16 protein-coding genes are annotated in these 23,569 nt (G+C 58.8%); 8 read left to right on the top strand and 8 right to left on the bottom strand.

The window, feature by feature from the left end; all coding sequences use genetic code 11:
* Positions 1–2: 2 nt before the first annotated feature.
* The 6 genes from KG007_RS05845 to KG007_RS05870 all read right to left on the bottom strand — a co-directional run bounded on the left by KG007_RS05845 (position 3) and on the right by KG007_RS05870 (position 10,149).
* Positions 3–3,245, bottom strand: coding sequence for a SusC/RagA family TonB-linked outer membrane protein (locus tag KG007_RS05845; protein ID WP_195458868.1), 3,243 nt, complete (start codon positions 3,243–3,245; stop codon positions 3–5).
* Positions 3,246–3,683: 438 nt separating this feature from the next.
* Positions 3,684–4,619, bottom strand: coding sequence for a hypothetical protein (locus tag KG007_RS05850; protein WP_213347675.1), 936 nt, complete (start codon positions 4,617–4,619; stop codon positions 3,684–3,686).
* Positions 4,620–4,766: 147 nt separating this feature from the next.
* Positions 4,767–6,599 (bottom strand): phosphoethanolamine transferase, encoded by a 1,833-nt coding sequence (locus KG007_RS05855; protein WP_213347676.1) that lies wholly within the window; start codon positions 6,597–6,599, stop codon positions 4,767–4,769.
* Between the two features lie 71 nt (positions 6,600–6,670).
* Positions 6,671–7,468 carry a DUF3108 domain-containing protein gene (locus KG007_RS05860; protein ID WP_213347677.1) on the bottom strand — a complete coding sequence of 266 codons (798 nt, stop codon included), beginning with the start codon at positions 7,466–7,468 and terminating at the stop codon, positions 6,671–6,673.
* Positions 7,469–7,512: 44 nt separating this feature from the next.
* Positions 7,513–9,624: an ATP-dependent DNA helicase RecG gene (recG, locus tag KG007_RS05865; protein WP_213347678.1), complete on the bottom strand. Its 2,112-nt coding sequence runs from the start codon at positions 9,622–9,624 to the stop codon at positions 7,513–7,515.
* A gap of 99 nt (positions 9,625–9,723) precedes the next feature.
* Positions 9,724–10,149, bottom strand: coding sequence for a radical SAM-associated putative lipoprotein (locus KG007_RS05870; protein ID WP_213347679.1), 426 nt, complete (start codon positions 10,147–10,149; stop codon positions 9,724–9,726).
* 94 nt (positions 10,150–10,243) lie between these two features.
* Between KG007_RS05870 and ispG the strand changes: the two genes are divergently transcribed.
* The 3 genes from ispG (at position 10,244) to KG007_RS05885 (ending at position 14,220) form a co-directional block, all read left to right on the top strand.
* Positions 10,244–11,728, top strand: coding sequence for a (E)-4-hydroxy-3-methylbut-2-enyl-diphosphate synthase (gene ispG / locus KG007_RS05875; protein WP_213347680.1), 1,485 nt, complete (start codon positions 10,244–10,246; stop codon positions 11,726–11,728).
* Between the two features lie 96 nt (positions 11,729–11,824).
* Positions 11,825–13,615: an erythromycin esterase family protein gene (locus tag KG007_RS05880; RefSeq protein WP_213347681.1), complete on the top strand. Its 1,791-nt coding sequence runs from the start codon at positions 11,825–11,827 to the stop codon at positions 13,613–13,615.
* Between the two features lie 2 nt (positions 13,616–13,617).
* Entirely contained in the window at positions 13,618–14,220 is a 603-nt protein-coding gene (locus KG007_RS05885; protein ID WP_213347682.1) for a WbqC family protein, read from the top strand.
* Here the strand turns inward: KG007_RS05885 and KG007_RS05890 are convergent.
* Both KG007_RS05890 and KG007_RS05895 read right to left on the bottom strand, forming a co-directional pair.
* A complete protein-coding gene (locus KG007_RS05890) occupies positions 14,141–16,174 on the bottom strand; it encodes a glycoside hydrolase family 2 protein (RefSeq protein ID WP_213347683.1) in 2,034 nt (677 codons plus the stop codon). The genes KG007_RS05885 and KG007_RS05890 overlap by 80 nt on opposite strands.
* Positions 16,175–16,542: 368 nt before the next feature.
* The gene (locus KG007_RS05895) at positions 16,543–19,752 is read right to left on the bottom strand and encodes a hypothetical protein (protein ID WP_213347684.1); all 3,210 of its coding nucleotides are present in this window, start codon (positions 19,750–19,752) and stop codon (positions 16,543–16,545) included.
* A 159-nt stretch (positions 19,753–19,911) separates the two neighbouring features.
* Here KG007_RS05895 and KG007_RS05900 point away from each other — a divergent pair, with 159 nt between their 5' ends.
* From KG007_RS05900 to KG007_RS05920, 5 genes are all read left to right on the top strand, one after another.
* Positions 19,912–20,124 carry a helix-turn-helix domain-containing protein gene (locus KG007_RS05900; protein ID WP_229095374.1) on the top strand — a complete coding sequence of 71 codons (213 nt, stop codon included), beginning with the start codon at positions 19,912–19,914 and terminating at the stop codon, positions 20,122–20,124.
* A 109-nt stretch (positions 20,125–20,233) separates the two neighbouring features.
* The gene (locus tag KG007_RS05905; protein ID WP_195458836.1) at positions 20,234–20,749 is read left to right on the top strand and encodes a CvpA family protein; all 516 of its coding nucleotides are present in this window, start codon (positions 20,234–20,236) and stop codon (positions 20,747–20,749) included.
* Positions 20,742–21,662, top strand: coding sequence for a ribosome small subunit-dependent GTPase A (gene rsgA, locus KG007_RS05910; RefSeq protein ID WP_195458835.1), 921 nt, complete (start codon positions 20,742–20,744; stop codon positions 21,660–21,662). Before KG007_RS05905 ends, rsgA begins: the two co-directional genes overlap by 8 nt.
* On the top strand, positions 21,643–22,365 hold the full coding sequence (locus KG007_RS05915; RefSeq protein WP_195460047.1) for a TrmH family RNA methyltransferase: 723 nt from the start codon (positions 21,643–21,645) through the stop codon (positions 22,363–22,365). Before rsgA ends, KG007_RS05915 begins: the two co-directional genes overlap by 20 nt.
* Positions 22,358–23,557: an aspartate aminotransferase family protein gene (locus KG007_RS05920; protein ID WP_213347685.1), complete on the top strand. Its 1,200-nt coding sequence runs from the start codon at positions 22,358–22,360 to the stop codon at positions 23,555–23,557. Before KG007_RS05915 ends, KG007_RS05920 begins: the two co-directional genes overlap by 8 nt.
* Positions 23,558–23,569 lie beyond the last annotated feature (12 nt).

The raw sequence follows: 23,569 nt of genomic DNA on the forward strand, positions 1-23,569 counted from the left end.
GGTCAGAAGCTGAGTTTGATGTTGAAACCATAGGTGCGGGTCATCGGATAGGAGGCCGTTTCAAAGCCTCGCGTGATGCTGGCGCCGTTGAGCGTACCCACTTCCGGGTCGTAGAAGGGCCAGTTGGTCCAGCAGAAGAGGTTCGTGCCGAAGACGGCTACGGATGCGTCCTGCAATATGCGCGTGCGGGTAATCCACTTTTTCGGAAGGGTCCACTCCAGACGCAGTTCGCGCAGTTTGAGGTAGGAGGTGTCGAACGTGCTGGTCTCGACGTTGTTCATCGAATAGACGCGGTCGAGGTAGTAGGTGACGACGTTCTCGGTGACGGTGTTGTTGGGATTGTAGACCATGTTGCCCTGTGCGTCGAGTCCGCGGGCGACGACGCCTTCGTGCAGCACGCCGCCGTAGCGTCCGTAGAGCGTGTTGGTCAGTTTGCCCTGGCGCGAGAGTTGGGCGTTGGTCAGCGAATAAGCCATGCCGCCCCACTGTGCGGCGAAGGTGGCGCTCAGGCGGATGCCCTTGTATTTGAGCGAGGTCGAAAGGCCGGCGCGCCAGTCGGGCTGGACGTTGCCCATCTTGACCATCTGGTCGGAGGCGAGCACCGGATAGCCGTGTTCGTCGATCACCGTCTGGCCCGAAACGTCGATGCGCGAACCGTCGGTGTTGAGGATGTAGGAGCCTGCCGGGGCCTTGGCATAACCGTAGCCGTAGAGGTCGCCGAGCGTGCCGCCGGGGGTGGCGATCACCTGTCCGCGGGCTCCCGAGGAGATCACCCACGAGTCGACGCCCGGGGCCAGGCTGATGACCTTGTTCCAGTTTTTCGACCACGTGAGGTTGATGTCCCAGTTGAAGTTCTTGGTGCGTACGGGCTGCAGGCGCGAGGCGAGTTCGACGCCGCGGTTGCGGATTTCGCCCGCATTGATGTATTTCGAGCTGACGCCCGTGCTGTAATCAACGGGGGTGTTGATGATCTGGTCGGTGGTCGTGTTGTTGTAGAACGCCGCATCGAGGGTGATGCGGTTGCGCAGAAATTTGGCTTCGAGGCCGAACTCCCAACTTTCGACGTTTTCGGGTTTCATGTTGTAGAGCGCCCAGGTCGTCGGCAGGAAGTAGCCGCTCGAAAAGTCGGTCACCGAATAGTAGTTGTTGATGACATAGGCACTGGTGTCGTTGCCCACGTTGGCCCACGAGGCGCGCAGTTTGAGGAACGTGAGCCACGGCATGCGGTCGCGCAGCCCCAGCGCCTTGGTGTCGGTGAGCACCCAACTGGCGCTGACCGACGGATAGAAGAACGACCAGTGGCCCGGGGCCAGGGAGCTCGACCAGTCGTTGCGGCCCGTGATGTCGAGGAACAGGCAGTCGTCGTAGCTCAACTGCACCAGCCCGTAGAGGCTGTTGACCATCTTGCGGGTGTGCTGGCTTTTGGTGATGACGCCCGACTTGGCGTTTGCGAGGTTGTAGACGCCCTCCGTGAGAAGTTCGTCGGCCGTGGCGGTCACGACGCGGCTCTCCTGGTACATGCTGTTGCCGCCGAGGTTGACGTTGATATGAAACTTGCCCAGGGGGCGTTCGTAGGTCACGAGGAAGTCGTTGTTCATCTCGGTGTTCTCGACGTTCTGCTGCCGGAAGTAGCCGTTCAGGTTCGACAGCGTGCCGAAAGGTTTGCGGCGCGTGCGGAACTCACGGTTCATGTCGAGGCCCGTGCGGAGCATCAGTTTCAGTCCTTTGTAGATGTCGAACGTGGCGCTGACATTGCCGTAGACGCGGTCGCGGTCCATCGTGTTGAGCTGTTCGTAAGCCTGCGTATAGGGGTTGTCCGAAAGGTTGTTCAGGGCGTTCGGATAGAGGTTGGCGCCCTGCCGGTATTCCTGTTCGTACCAGCGTACGTCGAGGTTGTTGCGGCTCCAGAGCAGCGTGTAGGTGGGCGACGAGGTGCTGTAACCGATCATCGGCAGGTTGTCGCTGTCCTTGCGGTAGTAGTTGATTTTTCCGGACAGTTCCACGATGCGGAACTTCTGGGCGAAGGAAGCCGAGAAACTCTGCGTCTTGTAGCCCGTATTGGGGACGATCCAGGTGTTGCGCACGTCGGTGAACGAGACGCGGATCGAACCGCCCTTGCCGTTGTTTCCCGAGATCGACACCGAATTCTTATATGTTGCGCCAGTCTCGAAGAAGCCCTTGTACCAGTCGCGCGGCTTGAAGTCCAGCGGCGTATACATTTTGGTCTCCGGGTCGTACGAAGCCCATTGGTAGAGCTTTTGCCCCTCGTAGCGCGGTCCCCACGTGTAGCGGCTGTAAGTGCGCGAGGCGGCTTCGCCCGTGGTCGACTGGTCGGCCTTCACGGTGTAGAACGAGTAGGTGCGGGCGCCGTTGTTGCCCGGGCCGTATTCGTCCTGGAAATCGGGCCAGTAGCCGGCGCGTTCGAACGAGAAGTTCGAACTGAACGTGATGCCCAGTCCTTTGGTCGACTTGCCGGCCTTGGTCGTGATGACGATGGCGCCGTTCGCCGCGCGCGACCCGTAGAGGGCTGTCGCCGCGGGGCCTTTGAGCACCGAAACGTTGTCGATGTCCTCGGGATTGAGGTCGGCGGCTCCGTTGCCGTAGTCGACGCCTGCGTCGGTGTTGTTGTATGCCGCGCCGCCCATGGCTGTCATGCCGCTCGACATCGGAACGCCGTCGATGACGAACAGCGCCGTGTTGTTGTCCATGTTGACGGTCGATTCGCCGCGCAGCGTGACGCGCAGCGATCCGCCGGGACCCGATGAAGCGTGGTCGAAATTAAGACCTGCGACTTTGCCCGATAGCGCGTCGAGCCAGTTGTTCGAGACGGCGGCCGTCAGGTCCTGGTTGTCTACTTTCGACACGGCATATCCCAGTGCTTTCTGTTCGCGGGTCATGCCCAGCGCCGTGACCACGACGCCTTCGATCGCCTCGGCCTTGGGGTGCATCGTCACGTCGAGACGTGTCTTCCCCCCCCCGATCCGCTGCGTTACCTCCTCATAGCCCAGGTAGGTGAAGGTCAGCTCCTCGCCCTCTTTGGCGCGGATGCTGTACTGCCCGTCGGCTCCGGTGACGGTTCCCCGGTTGGGAGCCCCTTTGACGATCACCGTCACGCCGACGAGCGGGCTTTTCCCGTCTCCGTCGAACACGGTTCCCTGTACCGAACGTTCCTGAGCTGCGGCTGCGATCGCCAGCCAGAGGAATCCGGCCAGGAGGGTCGCTGTTCGTAGTAGTTTTGTTCTCATTCTGTATGTAATTAAGGTTCAGTCGGTAGTTGCGGAAAATAAGAGAACGGGCCGAATTCTGCGTCTTGATTCGCCTTATTAATCTTATTTGTATGACAAATGTAAATGCTTTCCTTGAATCGTCCAAGCATTTTTACACGAAACCTGAAAATAAATTTCTTTAAAATTGCGCAGGGTGATTGGCGGTTAGCTTGTTTTTCGGGTCGGGCAGGCCTCCGGAGGGTGTTTCAGGGGCAGGGATAATTTGCATCGGGATGGCCTTCGTCGGGGATTTACGTAGGGTCGGGTATGCTTCCGGCGTGTGTTTACGCAGGCCGGAGCGGTTGTTTGGGAACTTGTTGTTTCGGGAACGCTGTTTCGGGCGGCAGGACCGGACGGGCCGAAAAAAAGCCGGGCGACCTCTCGTGTCGCCCGGCTTTTAAATATAAGTGTGCGGTTTTATTTCATCACCACCTGCGTCTGGCCGATCAGGCGGCCTTCGCTGTAAAGCTGAATCTGGTAGGTTCCGGCGGCAAAGCCTGTCGAATTGTAGTAGATACCCACTTCGAGGTCCTGGTTCTGGTAGTCGACCTCACGCATGGCCGAATAGCTCAGCCGTTCGCCCTCGAATTCGAAGGTCGGCATAGCCTCGGTGGTCAGCACGTAACCGTCGGGCGAAGTGATACGCACGTAGATGGCTTTGTTGCCCGGGGTGGCCAGTTCGTTGGCTGCGAGCACGAAATCGACGCGCAGGCGTGCGGCGTTCTTGACCCTCGATACGGGTTTGCTGCGGTCGCTGAGGGCCGAGAGGCGGATATCGCGGGCGCGGAGCACCGAACCCACTTTGACTTTGTTGTCCAGTTCGGCGGCTTTCTCTTCGGCCATGTCGGCGCGCAGGTTGGCCGAAGAAATCTCCTTGCGGAAACCGACGTTCTCCTTGATGAGCTTCTTGTTGAGCGTATTGAGCGAGTCGATCTGCTTCACGTAGCCCTTCATGATCGTACGCAGCGTGCCGACCTCCTTTTCATATTGTTTGATTTTCGCGAGGTTCCACGAACGCTCTTTCTTGAGGCGCGTCATGAGCGAGTCGGCGCGTTCGCGCTCGAAATTCAGCCCGGCGGAAATCGAGTCGTTCGAAATCCGGAGGCCGTCGTAGTCGGTCATCAGCCGTCCCAGGTCGTTCTGGATCGAGTCGCGGTCGGCCTGCAGCAGTTCGTTGTCGAGCATCTGCTGGCGGTGGATGCTGAAATAAAGCACCGAAATCGCCACCAGAATCACCGAAAGAATGATGATGACGATGCGGTAGCCGCGAATCGATTTACCCGCATCGGGCTGCGGAGTCGTGTAGTAGTCGTCTTCGAACTCCGAAGGATCGTATCCCTGTCTGTTTTCCATAGTGGTCCGTTTTATTACAAAGATAGTACAAACCGGGGCGCAACGCAAATTTATTTGTCATGCCGGGGAGCCTATCCAAGCAGGATGTTATCTTAGGGCAAAGATAGAAAAAAATATGAAAATCCAATGCGGGATAATGACATAACCTTATTGTTTTCGGTCTCGCCCGATGATGGTGTCGTAGTTTCCGGCTGGTTCGAATCCCATCAGCAGCGGTCGGGGGCGGGTGGCGTCGAATAGCTCGCCGACGAGGCTGCGCGTCGGGTCGTACCACCGGCATCGGATGCCCGCCAGGTCCAGCAGCAGGTGTGAAAGGTCGTCCGACGAGAACGGCCGGTCGAGCGAGCCTGCGACCTGTGCCGCGACATCGGGGCGGTTGCGGCGGTAGGAGTCGGACATCCAGATCATGAACGGGATTTCGAACTGGTATTTGCAAACCTCGGGAGTAAGCGGCAGGCCGTGCGAACGGCAGAAGAAATCGCGGTAGTCGTAGACCTCTTCGCCGTGGTCGGAGAGGTAAACGGCGATGGCGTCGCGGTCGGCGAAACGCGCCAGGATCGCATCGACGACCCGGTCGTTATAGCGGGTGGCGTTGTCGTAGTCGGCGACGACCTGCCGCTGCTGCCGTGTCAGGTCTTGGCGGGGAATATCCCCGGGTGTGAAATACGCCTCTTCCTTGGGATAGCGGTCGGAATAGCCTACGTGCTGTCCCAACAGGTGGAAGACGACCAGTTCGGGGGTGTCTCTGGGGGAGGCGATCCGGTCGTAGTCGCCGAGCAGTTCCAGGTCGTAGGGATGGCGGTTCTCATTGTGGACCGAGAACAGGAACGGGGTGCTGCGGGCATTGAAAAGGGCTTTCAGCCCGAGATCGTGGTAACCGTAATCGCTTCCGGCGGCCTGGTTGTCCATGTGGCAGGTGGTATACCCGGCCTTTTTGAAGAGGGCCGGGAAAAGGGGGCTGTCCGTCCAGGACTGTCCGGAACCGAGGCTTGCAGGTGAAAAGAGGTTGGACAGCACCGAAGTGGTCAGATTCGCCGGAGAAACGACATCGCGGAAAACAAAGAGTTCGCCCCGCCGAAGCCGCTCTTCGAGCCGGGGATTGGTCGGCAGCGGATAACCGTAAAGGCTCGAATGGTATTTGTTGAACGACTCTCCGATGATGACGACGACGCAGGGCGAGCGGAAAGAGCAGCTTTCGACTTCGGCCGCTTCGAGCGTGCGGAGCAGTTGGTCCGCACGTTCGGCGGAGAATACGCGCCGGAACCAGAAGAGCGATGTGTGAAGCCGTTCGAAAGGGGTGAGGGTTGCGGTTTTGTGCGTTATCATCTCTCCCGGAAAATCGTCGGCCCGGGTGAGTGCGTACTGAAAGTGCAGCCGGCTGGCGTAGAAGGCGCCGCAGCCGGCCAGCAGGAGCAGGAGCGGTATGCGTATCTTGCGGCTGCGCAACCCGAACCGGATATGACGGCGTTCCGCCAGCAGATACCCTGCGGCCAGCAGGATGCATGCGGCGGCCGGAAGCAGGAATGCCGCGGCCGTGCAGTAGGTTTTTAGAAATTCAAGGCATTCGCGTTCGTCCGTTTCCCAGAGAAGCTGGATGACGGAGAACGAAAAGGGCGTTCCGAAACGGATCAGCAGAAAACTTTCGGCCAGGGAGAGGAGGCCGAGACATAATAGGACGAGTGTGCGGTAGACCGCGCCGGCGATCCGGAATGCAGGGATTACCCCCCCCCTCTTATCGCGGGACCTCAGACATAGCGGAAGAGTCAACAGCCAGGCCCGGAAAAGTGACAGCAGCGTTCCGTAAAACAGGTTCCTTCCGAGCACGAACGACATTTCGTTCTGGAAGAAACGAATGATGTCCGGGAACAGCGGCAGGAGCGCCGTGAGGAGCAGGAATGCCGGATACTCGCCGAAAGGCCGCACGAGGAACGCGGCAATGCGTCCTGCAAAACAGGATGTTGCGGAGCGTTGCATGAGCATGAAACAGTGACGTTTTTCTCCGCAAAGATACGAAAAAATTCCCGTGTTACTGTCCGATGGAGGTGCGGCGTTTATTTCATCAGGCTCGTTACCGGGTATTTAAGTCCTTTGTAGCCCGAAATGTAAGCGTTGATGCTGCCGATCTTGACCGGCGATTCGATATAGAGCGGTATTTTGTTTTCGTCGTCCGAAATCCAGATCGTGAAGATCGTGCCGTCGGTGAACGAGTAGCCTTCGGTCGTCCCCAACTGGCATTCGAACTTCAGGGTGCGGTAGCGGCCCATGTTGCGGATTTTCTTGTTTTCGCGCCCCAGGTAGCGGTAGTGCAGGTGTTGGACGGTGTCCTGGAGGACCATTTGCAGCGTCGCCGGTTCGCCCACGCGGAAATCCTCGGCGGAGGCTGAACGCAGGTTGAAGAAGAGCGAGATGGCGTCCATGCTCTCGGCGGTCAGCGGCAGTTGTTTCTCCTTAAACGGATTTTGGCGGCTGCGCCAACGGGTGTGGACGACCGAGTCGGGCCAGTTATAGGTGTAATAACTCTGGAACGTATAGTCTCCCTCGCGGATGTCGCTCACGAAACGTACGGGGCGCAATGCCGTAGTGTCGATCCACACGGTGTAAATGTCTTCCAGGTTGAAGAACCAGCGGTAGGTGGGCAGCGTACGGCCTGCGCCCTCGACCTTGTAGAAGGTTTTGCCGTCGACGGTCTCCTGGGTCGTTGTGACTTCCACAGCCCCGACCTCCGTGTTGGGGAACATCTTGGCCTTGTAGCTTACGCGGTAGAAGAGCTGTTCGCCCGGGTGGTAGAGCTGCGCGGCGAGGGGCGAGGCTGCGGCGAGCAGGAATATGGCGAGTAAGAACCGTTTCATCGGAGAGGGAATTTAATGGGTTAACGTTTTTTCGGGGCCGAATATTACGAAATACGTGAAAAATCGAGTTCTTCGCGCCCCGAGTAGCGGCGGCGCAGGGCGTCGAGACCGCGGTTCTGGGGCTGCGCCAGCGCGGGGTCCTCGGCCAGTATTTCGGCGGCGGCTTCGCGCGAGACGGTAAGTATCTGTACGTCCGCCGTGGGGCTGGCGATTTTCAGATCAAATGCCATGCCGCTCTGCATCGTGCCGTTGATGTCGCCCGCGCCCCGCAGTTTGAGATCGAGTTCCGCGAGGCGGAAGCCGTCGTTGGTCTCGCACATCGCTTCGAGCCGCGCCCGCGACTCGCGCGAGAGCTTCTCGCCCGACATCAGGATGCAGTAGGACTGTTCGCCGCCGCGTCCCACGCGCCCGCGCAACTGGTGGAGCTGCGAAAGTCCGAAACGCTCGGCCGATTCGATGACCATGACCGTCGCGTTGGGCACGTCGACGCCCACCTCGATCACCGAGGTGGCCACGAGGATGTGGGCTTCGCCCGCTTTGAACTGGCGCATCGACTCCTCCTTGTCGGCGGGTTTCATCTTGCCGTGGCAAATCGCCGTGATGTATTGGGGCAGCGGGAAGTCGCGCGAGATGGCCTCGTAGCCGTCGGTGAGGTCTTTGTAATCCATCGCTTCGGACTCCTTGATGAGCGGGTAAACGACGTAGACCTGCCGGCCTTTGGCGATCTCCTGTCGCATGAATCCGAAGAGCTTGAGCCGGGCGGCGTCGGTATAGTGGAACGTTTTGATCGGACGCCGGCCCGGGGGCAGTTCGTCGATCACCGACACGTCGAGGTCGCCGTAGAGCGTCATGGCCAGCGTGCGGGGAATCGGCGTGGCCGTCATCACGAGGATATGGGGCGGCTGGTCGTTCTTGGTCCAGAGCCGTGCGCGCTGTTCCACGCCGAAACGGTGTTGTTCGTCGATGACGACGAAGCCCAGGTTCGAGAACTGCACGCGGTCCTCGATCAGGGCGTGCGTGCCGATGAGGATGTCCACCTCGCCCGAGGCGATGCCTTCGAGGGAGGCTTTGCGCTCCCTGGCTTTCGAGGCGCCGGTCAGGATGGCCACCTTCACGTCCATCCCGTCGAGCATCTTGCTGACGGTGGCGAAATGCTGGCGGGCAAGGATTTCCGTCGGGGCCATCATGCAGGCCTGGAAACCGTTGTCCACGGCCAGCAGCATCGACATCAGCGCCACGAGGGTCTTGCCGCTGCCGACATCACCCTGCAGCAGGCGGTTCATCTGGAATCCCGTCACGGTGTCCTTGCGGATCTCCTTGATGACGCGTTTCTGCGCCCCGGTGAGCGGGAAAGGAAGTTTTTCTTCGTAAAAGGTGTTGAACACGCCCCCGACCTTCGTGAAAAGGAATCCGTTGCTTTTCGACAGGCGTTCCGTGCGGCGCGACTGGATGTTGAGTTGTACGCCCAGCAGTTCGTCGAATTTCAGGCGGTACTGCGCCTGCCGCAAGGCCTCCTGCGACTGCGGGAAGTGGATGTTGTAGTAGGCTTCGCGCAGCGGAATCAGCCCGTAGCGGGTGCGTATGGCTTCGGGCAGCGGGTCTGCGATGCGGTCCTTCGCCAGCGCCCAGGCGTTGCAGATGATCTGGTACATGCCCTTTGTGCCCAGCACGTTGCCCAGCTTCTCGGTCGAGGGGTAGATGCCCTGCATGCCGCTTTCGGCTTTGCGCGAGAGGGCTTGTTCCATGGTTTCCAGCTCGGGGTGGGCGATCGACAATTCGCCGCGGTAGAACGACGGGCGGCCGAAAACGAGGTATTCGCGCCCGACTTCGACCCGTTTTTCGATCCATTTGATGCCCTGGAACCACACCAGTTCGGCCGATCCCGTGGGGTCCTGTACGAAGGCCGTGAACCGGCGTTTGCGGCCTGCGCCGGCATAGGCGACGCCCGTTATGCGGGCCCGGAACTGGACATAAGAGAGACCGGCGGCATCGGTGATTTCCGAAATGCGGTAGATGCGCGTGCGGTCGATGTAACGAAAGGGGTAGTGGCTGAGCATGTCGCCCAGCGTGCGGATGCCCAGTTCCCGTTCGAGGAGCTTGGCCCGGGCGTCGCCGACGCCCGCTACGAATTTGATGTCGTTATCGAGTGTATCCACAGGGACAAATATAGGAAAAGTCGGGCGTAAAGCCAAACATGTCCGTGTTTTGCCCGGACACACCGCTGTTTTGAAAGGCGCAATGATTGCGTGTCGCGGCTATTTCTTCTCCTCGAGCGTCTCGTCGACACCCGATTTGGCGAAGGAACCCTGGTCCCAGCCCTTCCCTTGGGCCGTACGTTCGGCTTCGGTGAATTTGATGTCTACCGTCTTTTCGGCGAAGTCGCCGCCGTTGGCCGGACCGTCGGTGTCGGTGAAGGTGACTCTTGCCATGTTGCCGAAGCCTTGGCCTGCAAGGTCATAGGTTCCGTCGGCCGCGGTCGTCGCCTCCGGCGTCGGTAGGGCGGCGTTGCTTCGGACCTCGATGCCCTTGATCGGCTGCCCGGCCTTGTCGGTCACTTTTCCCTTGATCTTGTAGTTGTTGTACGGGGTTCCGTACATTACCGTGCGTGGATTTTCCTTGTCGTTGCATGCCGTTGCGAATCCGAGCAGCGCGGCGGCCGCCAGCAGTAGTTTCTCTTTCATGATGCCCGCATTTTAGAGATGTCTCCGAAATATAGCGTTTTTTTCGCGGATCGCCAAATCGTTGCTATCTTTGCATCAGCTAATCATAAATGCGATGAATCTTTCGAAATTCATACGCCGCCCGGCGCACGAAGTACGCATCGGACGGGTTACGATCGGCGGTGAATACCCCGTCGCCGTGCAGTCGATGACCAATACCGACACCAACGATGTTACAGCGAGCGTCGCCCAGATCGAACGCATCGACCGGGCCGGGGGGCAGATCGTGCGCCTCACGGCGCAGGGCCGCCGCGAGGGCGAGAATTTGCAGCATATCGTCTGCCAGTTGCGTGCCGACGGGTTCGATACGGCCGTCGTGGCCGACATCCACTTCGTTCCGGAAGTCGCCGCGGTCGCCGCCCTGTATGTCGACAAAGTGCGCATCAACCCCGGTAACTACCGTACGCAGAACGGTGAACTGGAAGCCCTGATCGAACTGTGCCGCGAGCGGGGCGTCGCCCTGCGCATCGGCGTCAACCACGGGTCGCTCTCGAAACGCGTCTTCGACGAATGGGGCGACACGCCGCAAGGTATGGTCGTCTCGGCCATGGAGTTTTTGAGAATCTGCAAACAACATTCGTTTGACCAGGTCGTCGTTTCGATGAAGTCGTCGAACACGCGCGTGATGGTCGCCGCCTACCGCCTGCTGGTCGAAGCGATGGATGCCGAAGATATGCACTATCCGATTCACCTCGGAGTCACCGAAGCCGGAAACGGCGTCGAGGGGCGTATCAAGAGCGCCGTGGGCATCGGGGCGCTGATGGCCGACGGCATCGGCGATACGATCCGCGTCTCGCTGACCGAGGCCCCCGAAAACGAAATCCCCGTGGCGCAACTGCTCGTCGAGCATTTTGCCGACCGGCCGGGCGAATTCGAAGTCCTGCATCCCGAACGTTATAGCCCGACCGAATACCGCCGCCGCTCGAAGGTGACGGTTCCCGTCGTGCATACCGAGCCGCTCGAAGGATTCCGTGTCATCGAAGCCGTGTCGGGCAACCCGACGGCCGAACTGCGCGCCGCGATCCTGAACCTCTGCGTGGCCGACGAACCGGTCGTCGTAAAACGCCGCTATGCGGAGACCGGGCTTGCAACGCTTGCCGTGAAGGCCGCCGCCGACCTGGGCCCGCTGCTGCTCGACGGCCTTGCCGACGGCGTTTGGATCGATGCCCCGGGATTTACGGAGGCCGAAATCCGTGAAGTCGAGTTGATGATCCTGCAAGCCGCACGCGTGCGCTTTTCGCATACCGAATATATCGCCTGCCCGAGTTGCGGCCGTACGCTCTACGACATTGAGAAGACACTGGCCGACATCAAGGCGCGCACGTCGCACCTGAAAAACCTGCGGATCGGCGTGATGGGCTGCATCGTCAACGGTCCCGGTGAAATGGCCGACGCCGATTATGGCTATGTGGGCGCCGGACCGGGCCGCATCACGCTATACAAAGGCCGCACGATTGTCGAGCGCAACATTCCGCAGGCCGAGGCCCTCGACCGGCTGGTGGCGTTGATAAAAGCCAACGGCGACTGGACGGATAATTAGGAGAAAACAGGGACGATCGTGTGAATTGTCGGATACGGACATACGAAGACAACCTGTAACTCGTTTATACTAAAACACCTGCAAACGAATCCTGTTATGAACCGACTCTTAGTTTCCCTGCTCGCGGCGGCGGCATTGGCTTCCTGTTTGCCGAAAGCTTTTCCGACGGGCGGAATGACCCGTTATAATCTTGATTTCGAACACCGTTTCCGCGATGCTCCTACTCATTTCCGGTGGTATGCTTATGCTCCGGGTTACGACCTGTCGGCCGATACGACGTGCTTTCACCACGGCCGGGCAAGCCTGAAAATCGAGCGGAAGGACTCGCTTTCCGGGGAATATGCGTTTCTCAACCAGGAGTTGGCGGCCGATGCTGCCGGGCGGGATGTCTGCCTGACGGGCTGGGTTCGGACCGAAGGCCTCGACGGGGCATTGGCCGGTATCTGGATCGGCGGCGACGACGATGCGGACTGGGACCCGGCCGATGACTGGGCCTCTCCTTCGGTGAAGGGGACTTCCGACTGGACGCAGCTGACCGTCCGGGCGCATCTGAGCGATACGGCGAAATTGATCGTTGCCGCTATCTTCATGGGCGAAGGAACGGCGTGGTTCGACGATTTTCGTGTTACGATTGACGGCGTGCCGCTTGTCGATTCGCTGGTTCCCGCGCCGAAGAGCGTGCTGACCCGGGCCGAGAAGCGTTCGTTGAAGAAATATATCTATCCTCTGCGGACCTGCGATGCCGACGGCGGCAGCACGGAAGACCTTGCGGTGCTGAACGACCTGGTCGGCGGTGCGGAGGTTGTCGCGCTGGGCGAAACGACGCACGGGTCGAGCGAAATCTTCCGGATGAAGGACCGGTTGGTTCGCTATTTGGCCGGAAATGCCGGTTTCGGGATTTTCACCCTTGAGGACGATATGGCGGCGGGATATAATGTCGGCCGGTATGTCGCAGGCGGCGAAGGCGAATTGCAGACGGTGCTCTCCGGATTGTATTGGATGTGGAATACGGAGGAGATGCGCGATCTGGTGGAGTGGATGCGCGCCTGCAACGATCCGGCGCTCCGGATTGCTTATACCGGCATGGATATGCAGATGTTTTACCAGGAACTTTATACGCTCCTGGGTGCTTTCGGCGAGGAGAAGCCCATGTACAAACTGATCGGAGAACTGGCGCGCATATTTTCGGCCGTGAACGAAGCGCGCTCCGATCCTTTCGTTATCACGCCGCCCCAGATGCTGGCGGCCGCGGAGCCGCTGCTCGTGCAATTGGAACAGCGCGTCACGGCGTTGTCGGACGAGGAGGCCGAAGCCTTCAGCGTGCCGGCCGGAGGCTCGGGCCGTGCCTGGCTGCTGCAAAATATCGTATTGCTGCGGCAATACCTGGCGGGAGTTCCCGACCGCGACCGTTTCATGGCCGAGAACCTGTTGTGGATTCGTGGCCGGAATCCCGGAACGCCGATTGTCGTATGGGCCCATAACGGACATATCTGTAAAACCGACGGTTTGATGGGTGGTTATCTCCGCGACAGCCTGGGCGAAGGTTACGTCAACTTCGGATTCGCTTTCGCCGAGGGAGTCTGCTCTTATATCGGCGACAGGGGAATTGGCTCCTATGAGGCGCAGCCGGCTTACCCCGGTACGCTCGAATACCTGTTGGCGCAGCTCGATGAGCCGATATTCGTTCTCGACCTGAAGAAAATGCGTGAAGCGGACGACCCGGCGCTGAAGTGGATCGATGCGATGGAATTCCGGGTCATCGGCTATCTGAAGGCGATGCGGGAATTTTACCCGGAGCGTGTTTCGGAGGCATTCGATTACCTGATTTTCATCCGGGAGAGTACCCCTTCGCACTTGTTGGGGCAAAACGACGGAACAAACAGTTGACTATGACGATCCTTCCCCTTGCATACCTCCCGTCGGTGGAGTATTTCACGCACCTGGTGCGCGGCGGCTGCGTCGTGGACCTGGGCGAACATTTCGTGAAACGTTCCGAGCGCAACCGCGCTCGGATACTGGCTGCGAACGGCGTGATGGAGCTTACCGTGCACGTCCGCAATGCCAACCGTCCCGGCCAGCCGGTGCGCGACGTGCGCCTCGATTACTCCAAGCGGTGGCAGCACCAGCACTGGGGGGCGTTGGTCGCTTCTTACAAGTCGTCGCCCTATTTCGATTTCTACGCCGGGCGGTTCGAGCCCTTCTACCGCCGGGAATATGAATTTCTCGCCGATTACAACCTGGGCCTGCTCGACGTGATGTGCTCGCTGGCGAAGGTCCCGATGCCGGCGCTTTCCCGAACCTACGTCGAAGCCGCCCCCGGAGACCTCGACCTGCGGCCCAAGCGCAAAGAAGGCCCGGCGTTGATTGCCGAGCCTTATTTCCAGGTCTTCTCGGAGAGAATGCCTTTCGTGCCTAATTTGTCGTTTGCGGACCTGTTGTTCGCCGAAGGACCGGCGTCCGTTTCGGTTTTAGGACGTTGCCGACAAGGATAGTCACGCTGTCGCGCAGCTCTCCTGCCGCGGCTTTCACCTCGGTTTTACCCCGCAGCGACACCGAATCGGACCGGTACTGGCAGGGAGCGTATTCGCTCATGGCCAGTGTGTCCGTGCCGACGACCAGCGTCGGCACGCCTGCCGACGAATAGACGCGGAACGCCTGCATATCGTAGTCGCGCAGGCGGCGCCGCTTGTCGACGATATGCAGCGTCGGTTCTTCCTTGTTCCACATCGCCTTGTAGAGGTAGTAGGCGTCTTTGCACTCGCGGCGGTTGAGCGTCACGAGCCCTGCGCCGTTGACCCCGTAGGCGCGGCGCGACGAGCCGTAGTCGAACATGTTGTCTATCCATACGCCCCAGAACAGCGAGTCGTTTTGCAGGTTTTTGGCATATTCCTCGTGGAAACGCGTCTGCTTCTCCTCGGGCATCCAGTTCGAGCGGATTTCGGACTGTGCCGTGTAGCTCTTGTGTCCGATAAATCCGCTGCCGCCGTAGCTTACGGCCGAGCGCAGGTGGGACCAGTTTTTCTGCAACTGGTCGCGCCAGACGATCACGTCGTCGGTCGAACCGCGCCGCCAGCCTACGTCCTGCCGCCAGACGATCAGGTCGGTGATGAAGTTGATGTCGCCGTTCTGGTCGCTGTAAGCTACCGTCGGACGCGAAGAATCCATCGTGTGGGCTGCCTCGTTGAGCCGCCGGATATAAGGCGTCACGTCGTCGCCGCGCATCCAGAGGCGCGAGAAGATGCCCCACATCACCACCGACGGGTGGTTGATATTCTGGGCGATGATCTCCTGCAACTGATTCATTCCGTTCTGTTCGAAAGCCGGGGTGGCGTAGTAGGCCACGTCGCCGAGGAACGACGAGCGGTGCAGCGGTGCGTCGATCCAGACCAACATTCCCTGCTCGTCGCAGCGGTCGTAGAGGTACTGCGCATGCGGCATAACCGCCGAACGCAGGGCGTTGGCTCCCAATGTGCGGATCATCTTCAGGTCGGTGTCGTAATCCTCCGGGACCAGCGTTCCGCCCGAGAGGGCGTTGTCGTGGTAGAGCGCGACGCCGTGTACGGGGATGCGCTCGCCGTTGATCGTCAGCCCTTCGGCCGTGCTGGCGCCGATCGTGCGGAAGCCCGTGCGGACGACGACGCTATCGGTGATGCTGTCTTCGCCTATGGAGGCCGTCACGGTGTAGAGCGCCGGGTTGTGTGGGTTCCACAGCCTTGGGTTGTCCACCGCGAAGGGTACGGTGACGGGTTTGCCGTCGAGGCGCGCCTTCTGGCGTTTCGAGAAGACCTGCTCTCCTTCGGGATTGGTGATCTCGATGTTGAGCGAGCAGTTGTTATCGCCTTTCGAGGTGATGTGTACCTCGATTTCGCCCTCGACTTTCTCGGGACTGACGGTCTGGGGATGTACCAGTACGCCGTCTGAACCGAGGTAGAGCGGCGAGATGGCCGTACGCTCGGTGAGGATCAGTTCCGCTTCGCGGTAGATGCCGCCGTAGAGGTTCATGTCGGTCGAAGCGGGCAGCACGTCGTCGCGGCCGCTGTTGGTGACCACCACGAGCAGCGCATTGTCGGTCCCGAAGCGGATTTTGTCGGTGACTTCGAATGTGAAGGCCGTTGCGCCGCCGCGGTGTGTGCCGACGTGGTAGCCGTTGACGAAAACGTCGGCGACCGACTGCACGCCGTAGAACTTCACGAAGAGGCGCTTGGACGACCATTCCACGGGGATGTACATGCCGTTCTGGTAGTTGCCCGTGGTTTCGAGCCAGTTGCCCTGGGCCTGGGGGTCGGTGTTCCAGCTATGGGGCAGGGTGATGTGGCGGGCGTTGTCGGAGGTTTTCTCCGACTTGAAGAAAAAGCGCCAACCTTCGTTGATCGGAAAAACCTCGCGGGCGCCGGCTGTCGTTGCAAAGCCCGTCAGCAGCAGCAAAATCGTCAGGTATCTTTTCATGGTACTGTCGTTTAAATTGTTGTTGGTCGCAGGGGTGCGTCTGCCGGAGCCGGGCCGGATTTCTCCGCGCCGCACCGGGGTTGCCGCCTGCGGGACAATGGGTTGTCTTCTGCAAAGATAATACAACCTGCGCTCAGCGGCAAATTTTTTTGTCTGCGTCGTTGCTCCGTTTGTGTTCCATCGGCGAAATGCGGGCCGGGCGCAAAGCCGGGGTGGGTCCGGTTTTACGCCCGGCGGGCATCGGAAGGCGCAGGGGCAAAAAAATGGCGGACCGCGCCTCTTCGGTCCGCCAAAAAGCAGGGGATGGATGTGAAACTTGTTAACTAAAAAACAACTCCTTGGGTGTCATCCCCTGCGAGAGATTCGGTTTAGTTTGCAGGAGCGGGTTTCGTGCCGCCCTTGACCGTAACGATTACCTGATCGGCTTTCGTCGTACGTGTGCCGAACTGGTAGGTGTATTCGACATTTACTACGACTTTGATCGGGGTCAGGATCTCCAGACCGCTGTCCTTGAGCGTTACGACGCCCGTGGCCTCGTCTACCGTGATTGCGGTGTTGATGTTGGTCGTGGTGTACTTGACGGTAGCGTTACCCAGGGCTGTAGCCAGATTGCTGTTCAAACCGCTGTCCTGCGTAGCGTCGAATACGTTGGCTGCCGGGTCGATTGCCGTGCCGTTCTGGGCTGCGAGTTTCAGCATCGAAGCTACCTTGAAGGTCTTGGTGCTTTCGCCTGCATAGATCGTAGCGTCCACTTTGCTGTCTACGGTGATTGTCGCTGCGACGGGATCGTCGATCTTTACGATGAAATACTCCGTGTCGAGCACCTTGCCGTTGAGTTTCAGTTCGGCTTTCACGATCAGGTCGAGGTTGTTCCAGTCGTTCCAGGTCAGGACGTTGCCGGTGATTGCGGGAATCGTCTTGCCTGCGTCGGCGAGTTTCTTGAGGGCTGCGGTCTGTGCTTTCTGGGCAGCGTCGGTGGCCGTAGCGTCGTTGACTACCGAGTAGGCGATCTCGGTTCCCTGGAGTTCCCCGGTGTAGGCGAATGCCTGCGCCAGTTCCTTGTCAGTCACGCTGAACTGCGAACCCGAGAGCGTCGTGCTGGCTTTGGCCTTGCCGTCCGAACCGAAGTAGGCGTTGTTCTTGGTCATCTTGGCCGTCGGCTCGACGAGTTTCACGTCGCTCTTGAAGGTTACTTCCAGGCCGGTTCCCTTGGCGTCGACGAACTTGATGCTCGGTTTGTACGAGGTAGCGTATGCAGCGTCGCTGTCGAACGTCACCTTGATGACTTTGTTGGCTGCATCTGCACTCAGAGCGGCTTTTCCGGCCTTTGTCGGGGTAGCCGTAGCTGCATAGATGACGCCCTGGAAGGTGGCCTTGTCGCCGAATGCATCCTTGAGTGCGTCCGTCCAGAGCAGGTCGGCGTAGTTCTTCTGCAGGTCGAACTCGTAGCCGCCCGTGTAGGTCTTCGATGCGGCCGGAAGCATGAAGACGCCGTCCGTGCCGAGTTTGGGCATACCCGTTACGTTGACCGTCGTTTCGATCGTCGAGCGGGTCTTGTCGGCGTGCATGTAAACGGCTTTCACTACATAAGTTGCCGTCTGCTTCAGGTCGCCCGTAAGGGTTACGTCGGCCAACTGGCCGTCGGATTCCAGTGTCGGCTGCGAAATAAGTGCGATGTCGGCAGTGATATCCGTAACGACTTCACCGTTCTTGGTGATCTCTACAGTGTATTTTTCGGCAGCGAGAGCATCGGCTTTTACATAACCCGCCATCTGCTTGTAAAGGGCGGCTTTCAGGACGTTCGTGCCGTCTTCGTTTTTAGTCAACACAATATTTTCCGCCGTGTATACGTTTTTATTCACAGTAGCCGACGCAGTTGCGTATTTCCACATCAGGTTCGCACCCGAAGTCGTAACGTTCGTGTTGATGCCCACAACCGTTACTTTCTGCTTAGCGGTTCCGAGTTTCAGCGTCTTGCCGCCGGTCGTCACATTAATGGTGTAATCCTTGGACGTAATGGAGTTGTCGATCAGCGACACGTCGCCTACCTTGGCGGCTTTGATCGCTACCGAACCTGCTTTCAGATCATAGTTGGCCGCCGTGCCGACGACATCGGGGTTCGTTGTCGGAGCCTTGATCTCGTAAGCGAGTGCATCGCCCCACATTTCGGCGAGAGAGTAGTATTTGCCGGTCTCGGGCGTGTAATAAACCTGGAAATCCTTGAAGAACGTGACGGTTTCCGACGAATTGTATGCCAATTCGCTCGCATAGACAGCACCCATTGTGGCGGTTACGAACTTGTCACCCTCTTTTTTGGCAAGTACCAGCTGGTCGTTGATCTTGCCTCCGGTGTTGGCTTTCTTGTCGGCTCCGAGGAATGAAGTGGTGTAGTCGATGCCGTATTTGTTCTCTTTGTCTTTCGAGGGGATATTGACATTCAGGGCGAATGCGAGGGCCTCGTTGGCTACCGAACCGAATTTGTAATTCGTCGAAACGGTTACGCGGAATTTACCGTTCTTGGCCGACTGTTCGTCGGGAACGACGCTGATGACCGTAAAGGCCGGATCGGCTGCTGCGCGGGTCTTTACCTTCTCGACAACGAAGCTGACATTGTCTTTGGAGATTTCGGCGGCTTTCGACGCGGGCGAAACACGGAACGTCATGGTTGCCGTAGGTTCGTCCTTGGCACCGAGATAGTAGTTCGTGCCGGCTATTTCGATAAATGCGGCAGCGTTGAAGTAAACGGTGTTGTCCTGAGCCTCGTCGAGGTATTCGGGAACGAAGACGATCGACTGAATGCGGCCTTCGAGTTCGGCGACACGGTCGAGCAGCGGTCCGATCTTGTCGATCAGGGCTTTCAGTTCCTCGTCCAGATTCGTGGACGATACGACACCCTGACCGAGGTTGTTGATGGTTGCTTTTCCGACGATTGTTTCGATAGCTTTCCAGTATTCGCTTTGCTCGGCCTTGATTTGATTCAGGATTTCCTGGCTTGCAGCCGTTGTTGCGTCGGCCTTGGTGAAGTTGTAGCCGTTGTCTGCGAGGTATTTCTGGATTTTCGGGCCCATCCAGTCGCCTACGTTGTTTTTCAGATTGGCAATATCCTGCTCGCGCAACTCTTTGAGGGCGGCAGCGACGGCTGCGTCGATCGAGCCGCCTTTTTTGGTGATGGCTTCGATAGCGGTATCCAGATCGTTCAGAGCCGTTGCCGTGGCGTAATAGTTGCCCAGTGCCTTTTTCAGTGCATCGGCTGTAGTGGCTTTGCCGATCTCGGTTGTAACATACTGTTTGAGCGAGCTTTCCAGCCCGTTGAGTTTTTCCAGCTGACCTTTGAGATCGCTTACGCCGTCGAGTTTTCCCGCAAGTTCGTTCACCTTGCTAGTGAGGCTGGTGATATCGGGAATTGTCTTTTTGATGGCTTCAAGCTGCTCGGGAAGACTGGATATGGTTACGTCCATACCATCGAGGCGCTTGTTGATGGAGTCGATGTCGTCGTCGTAGTCTTTACAGCCGACACCGGCCAGCATGGTTCCGGTCAGGAACAATGCCAGAAATTTTTTGAACAAGTTGTTTTTCATAGTAAAAAGTAATTGAGATGATAATGTGTTTGTATTTAGTTTTCAATTTGTTATCAGTATGACCCTCTTTTTTGATGGTATCATATATGATACGCATGGTGCAAATATATATATAAAAATTTGCACAACAAAATTTTTGTCCAAATTTTTGAAATGGGAATGAATTATCAGGAAGAAATCCTTTATATCTCTACGAGGATCAAGGAGTTGAGGAAGGAGCGTAAGCTGACCGTACAGGAGTTGGCTTACCGGTGTGACATGGAACGATCCAATCTGAGCCGTATCGAGGCCGGACGGACTAATCTTACTGTAAAGACCATCTGTAGCATCTGTAATGCGCTGAGTGTTAACCTGCGCGATGTAATCCGTTAACGCAATATACCTATATTTATATGGATTGCGCTTAATCGTTCATTGTATGCTTTTTTTGGGCTGTTTCTTTAAAATTTGTATCTTTACGGAGCTAATTTGAAACGGCTTTTTGAATACACTTGATTTAATCGTTTGCCTCGTACTGGTACTGGCCGTCTGGAACGGATGGCGCCAGGGATTCATCGTGCAGATATGCTCCCTTGCCGGGATTGTGGCGGGCATCTGGCTCGCTGCGCGTTTCGGTGCGCAGGTCGGCGAATGGATGCGGCTCGATGCCGACGTGGCCGCTGCGGGCGGCTTCGTCACGGTGTTGGTCGTCGTCGTGCTCGTCGTTGCCATCGCCGCGAGGCTGGTGCGCAAGGTGTTCCACTTTGCAGGGTTGGGCATTGCCGATACGGTGCTGGGCGTTGCGGTATCGGTTTTGAAGTACCTGCTCATATTGAGCGCGCTCTTCTCGGCCTTCGATACGCTGAACGAGGACTATTGCCTTGTGGGGCCGGAGACGATCGAACATTCGAAAAGCTATAAACCCGTCAAGCGGCTCTCCGAATCCATTTTTCCTTTTCTGGAGTGGGTCGGCGAGCAGGTTCCCCGGCGGGAAGAAAAAACGACAGCCGATGGATAAGAAGTTTACGGCCACAGTGGTCCGGGCGACGGGCAGTTGGTACGACGTGTTGCACGACGGCACGCCCGTACGCTGCCGTATCCGGGGTAAACTGCGCCTGAAAGGGGTGCGTTCGACCAATCCGGTGGTCGTGGGCGACGAGGTGGTATGCGAGGCAGACGACGGGGGCGACTATGTGATCGCCGACATCGTGCCGCGGCGCAACTACGTGATCCGCCGGGCTTCGAACCTCTCGAAAGAGTCGCATATCATCGCCGCCAACGTCGATCAGGCGTTGCTGATGGCGTCGCTGCGTTCGCCCGAGACGCCCACGGAGTTCGTGGATCGTTTCCTGGTGACCTGCGAGGCCTATAAAGTCCCCGTGACGATCCTCCTGTCGAAGATCGACCTGCAGGATGCCGAGGCCGTTGCGGAGTTCCGCGCGGTCTACGAGGGCGCCGGTTACCGGGTGCTGGAAGTTTCGGCCACGGAGGGCCGGGGCGTGGAGGCGGTGCGTGAACTGCTCGCGGGCCGCACGACCCTCGTTTCGGGAAATTCGGGCGTCGGGAAGTCGACGCTGATCCAGTGCATCGACCCTGCATTGGACATCCGTACGGGCGAAATCTCCGAGAGTCACCACAAAGGCCGCCACACGACGACCTTCTCGACGATGTATCCGCTGGCCGGAGGCGGCGCAGTGATCGACACGCCGGGCATCAAGGGCTTCGGGCTGATCGACATCGACGAGGCCGAGTTGTGGCACTATTTTCCCGAGATGATGCGTGTTGCGCCTGCCTGCCGGTTTTACAACTGCACCCACACCCACGAACCGGGCTGTGCGGTGGCCGAAGCTGTGAAAGCGGGTGAAATTGCCTGGCCGCGCTATGAGAGTTACCTGAAAATCCTCGACGATGATGAAAAATACCGCAAATAACGACTCTCCGGAAACGGCCTTCGATTTCGGGCCTGATGCTGTGCGCTACGCCGAACGCATTGCCTGCCTCGCCGGGTTTATGACGCCGGAGCGGTATGCCGTTTTGAGGAAGACGGTCTCCATGCGTACGCGCTATATGACCGTGCTGGCCGAGAACATGTACCACGGGCAGAACGCCGCGGCGCTGATCCGCCATTGCGAAGCGTTCGGCGTGCAGGAGATGCATACCGTGGAGGCGCTCTGCCGGTTCGAACCCAACCCCGACATTGCGCGCGGCACGGACCAGTGGGTCGACGTGTGCCGCCACGCCTCGACAAGCGAGGCCGTCGCCGCTCTGAAGGGGGCAGGCTACCGTATCGTGGCCACTACGCCCCACCGCGAGGATGTAACGCCCGAGACGTTCGATGTCGGACGGGGGCCTTTCGCACTGGTCTTCGGGACGGAGCACGCCGGAATTTCCGACGAGGTGATCGCCTCGGCCGATGAGTTCCTGCGCATCCCGATGTGCGGCATGGTCGAGAGCCTGAACGTTTCGGCCTCGGCGGCGATCCTGATTTACATGCTTTCCGAGCGGATGCGCATCACGGTCGACGGCTGGCAGATGACGCCCTCCGAACAGGCCGAAGTCCTGTATGGCTGGATGCGGCGCAGCGTGAAGGACGCGAATGCGATTTTAAAAAGGAAATTCGGTGAAAATGAATAATATCCTGCGTAAACAATTTCTCGCGCATGTCGCCCAGACTTCGCCTTCGCCGATGCTGGTGGAGGTCGCACGTGCCGAAGGCTCGTTTTTCTATACGCCCGGGGGTAAACGCTATTTCGACCTGGTGGCCGGGGTTTCGGTGAGTAACGCCGGGCACTGCAATCCTGCCGTGGTGCGGGCCGTGCAGGAGCAGGCTGCGCGCTATATGCATGTGATGGTCTACGGCGAATTGGTCGAGACGCCGCAAGTGGAGTATGCCGCCAAGGTCGCTTCGCTGCTGCCCGCACCGCTCGAATGCGTTTACTTCGTCAATTCGGGCGCCGAGGCGGTCGAAGGGGCTTTGAAACTGGCGAAGCGCTTCACCGGGCGGACGGAGATCGTCTCCATGCGCCGTGCCTACCACGGCTCGACGCACGGCGCGATGAGCGTTATGGGTGCTCCCGAAGGCGAGGAGTGGAAAGGGGCGTTCCGGCCCCTGCTGCCCGACGTGCAGGCGATTTCTTTTAATGATTTCGATGACCTGAGTCGCATCACACGCCGCACGGCCTGCGTCCTGGCCGAGCCGGTGCAGGGCGAAGCCGGCGTCCGTCCGCCCCGCGCGGGTTATCTGGAGGCGCTGCGCAGGCGCTGCGACGAAGTCGGCGCGCTGCTGATCTTCGATGAAATACAGACCGGCATGGGCCGCACGGGCGAACTTTTCGCCATGCTCAAATACGGCGTTACGCCCGACATCGTGTGCCTGGCCAAAGCCTTCGGCGGGGGAATGCCCCTCGGGGCGTTCGTCTCCCGGCATGAAGTGATGGACACATTGCAGGACAACCCCGTGCTGGGGCATATTACCACCTTCGGCGGGCATCCGGTCTGCTGTGCGGCGGGACTTGCGGCGCTGAACTATTTGCTCGACAATCGCGTGGTTGAGACGGTCGAAGCGAAGGGTGCGCTTTACGAGCGCCTGCTTGCGGACCATCCCGCCGTGCGGGAGATTCGCCGTTCGGGGCTGTTGCTGGCCGTCGAGCTGGGTGAATCGGGAAAGCTCTACCGCATCATGGAACTTTTCAAGGAAGAGGGTATCCTGAGCGACTGGTTTCTGTTCTGCGACACGGCATTCCGCATCTCGCCGCCCCTTACGATTTCGGAGGACGAAGTGCGTGAAAGCGCGGCGATTATCCGCTCCTGCCTGGACCGGTTGTAAAAAGATAGGGAG

The organism is Alistipes montrealensis (assembly GCF_018362775.1).
Taxonomy (GTDB): Bacteria; Bacteroidota; Bacteroidia; order Bacteroidales; family Rikenellaceae; genus Alistipes; species Alistipes montrealensis.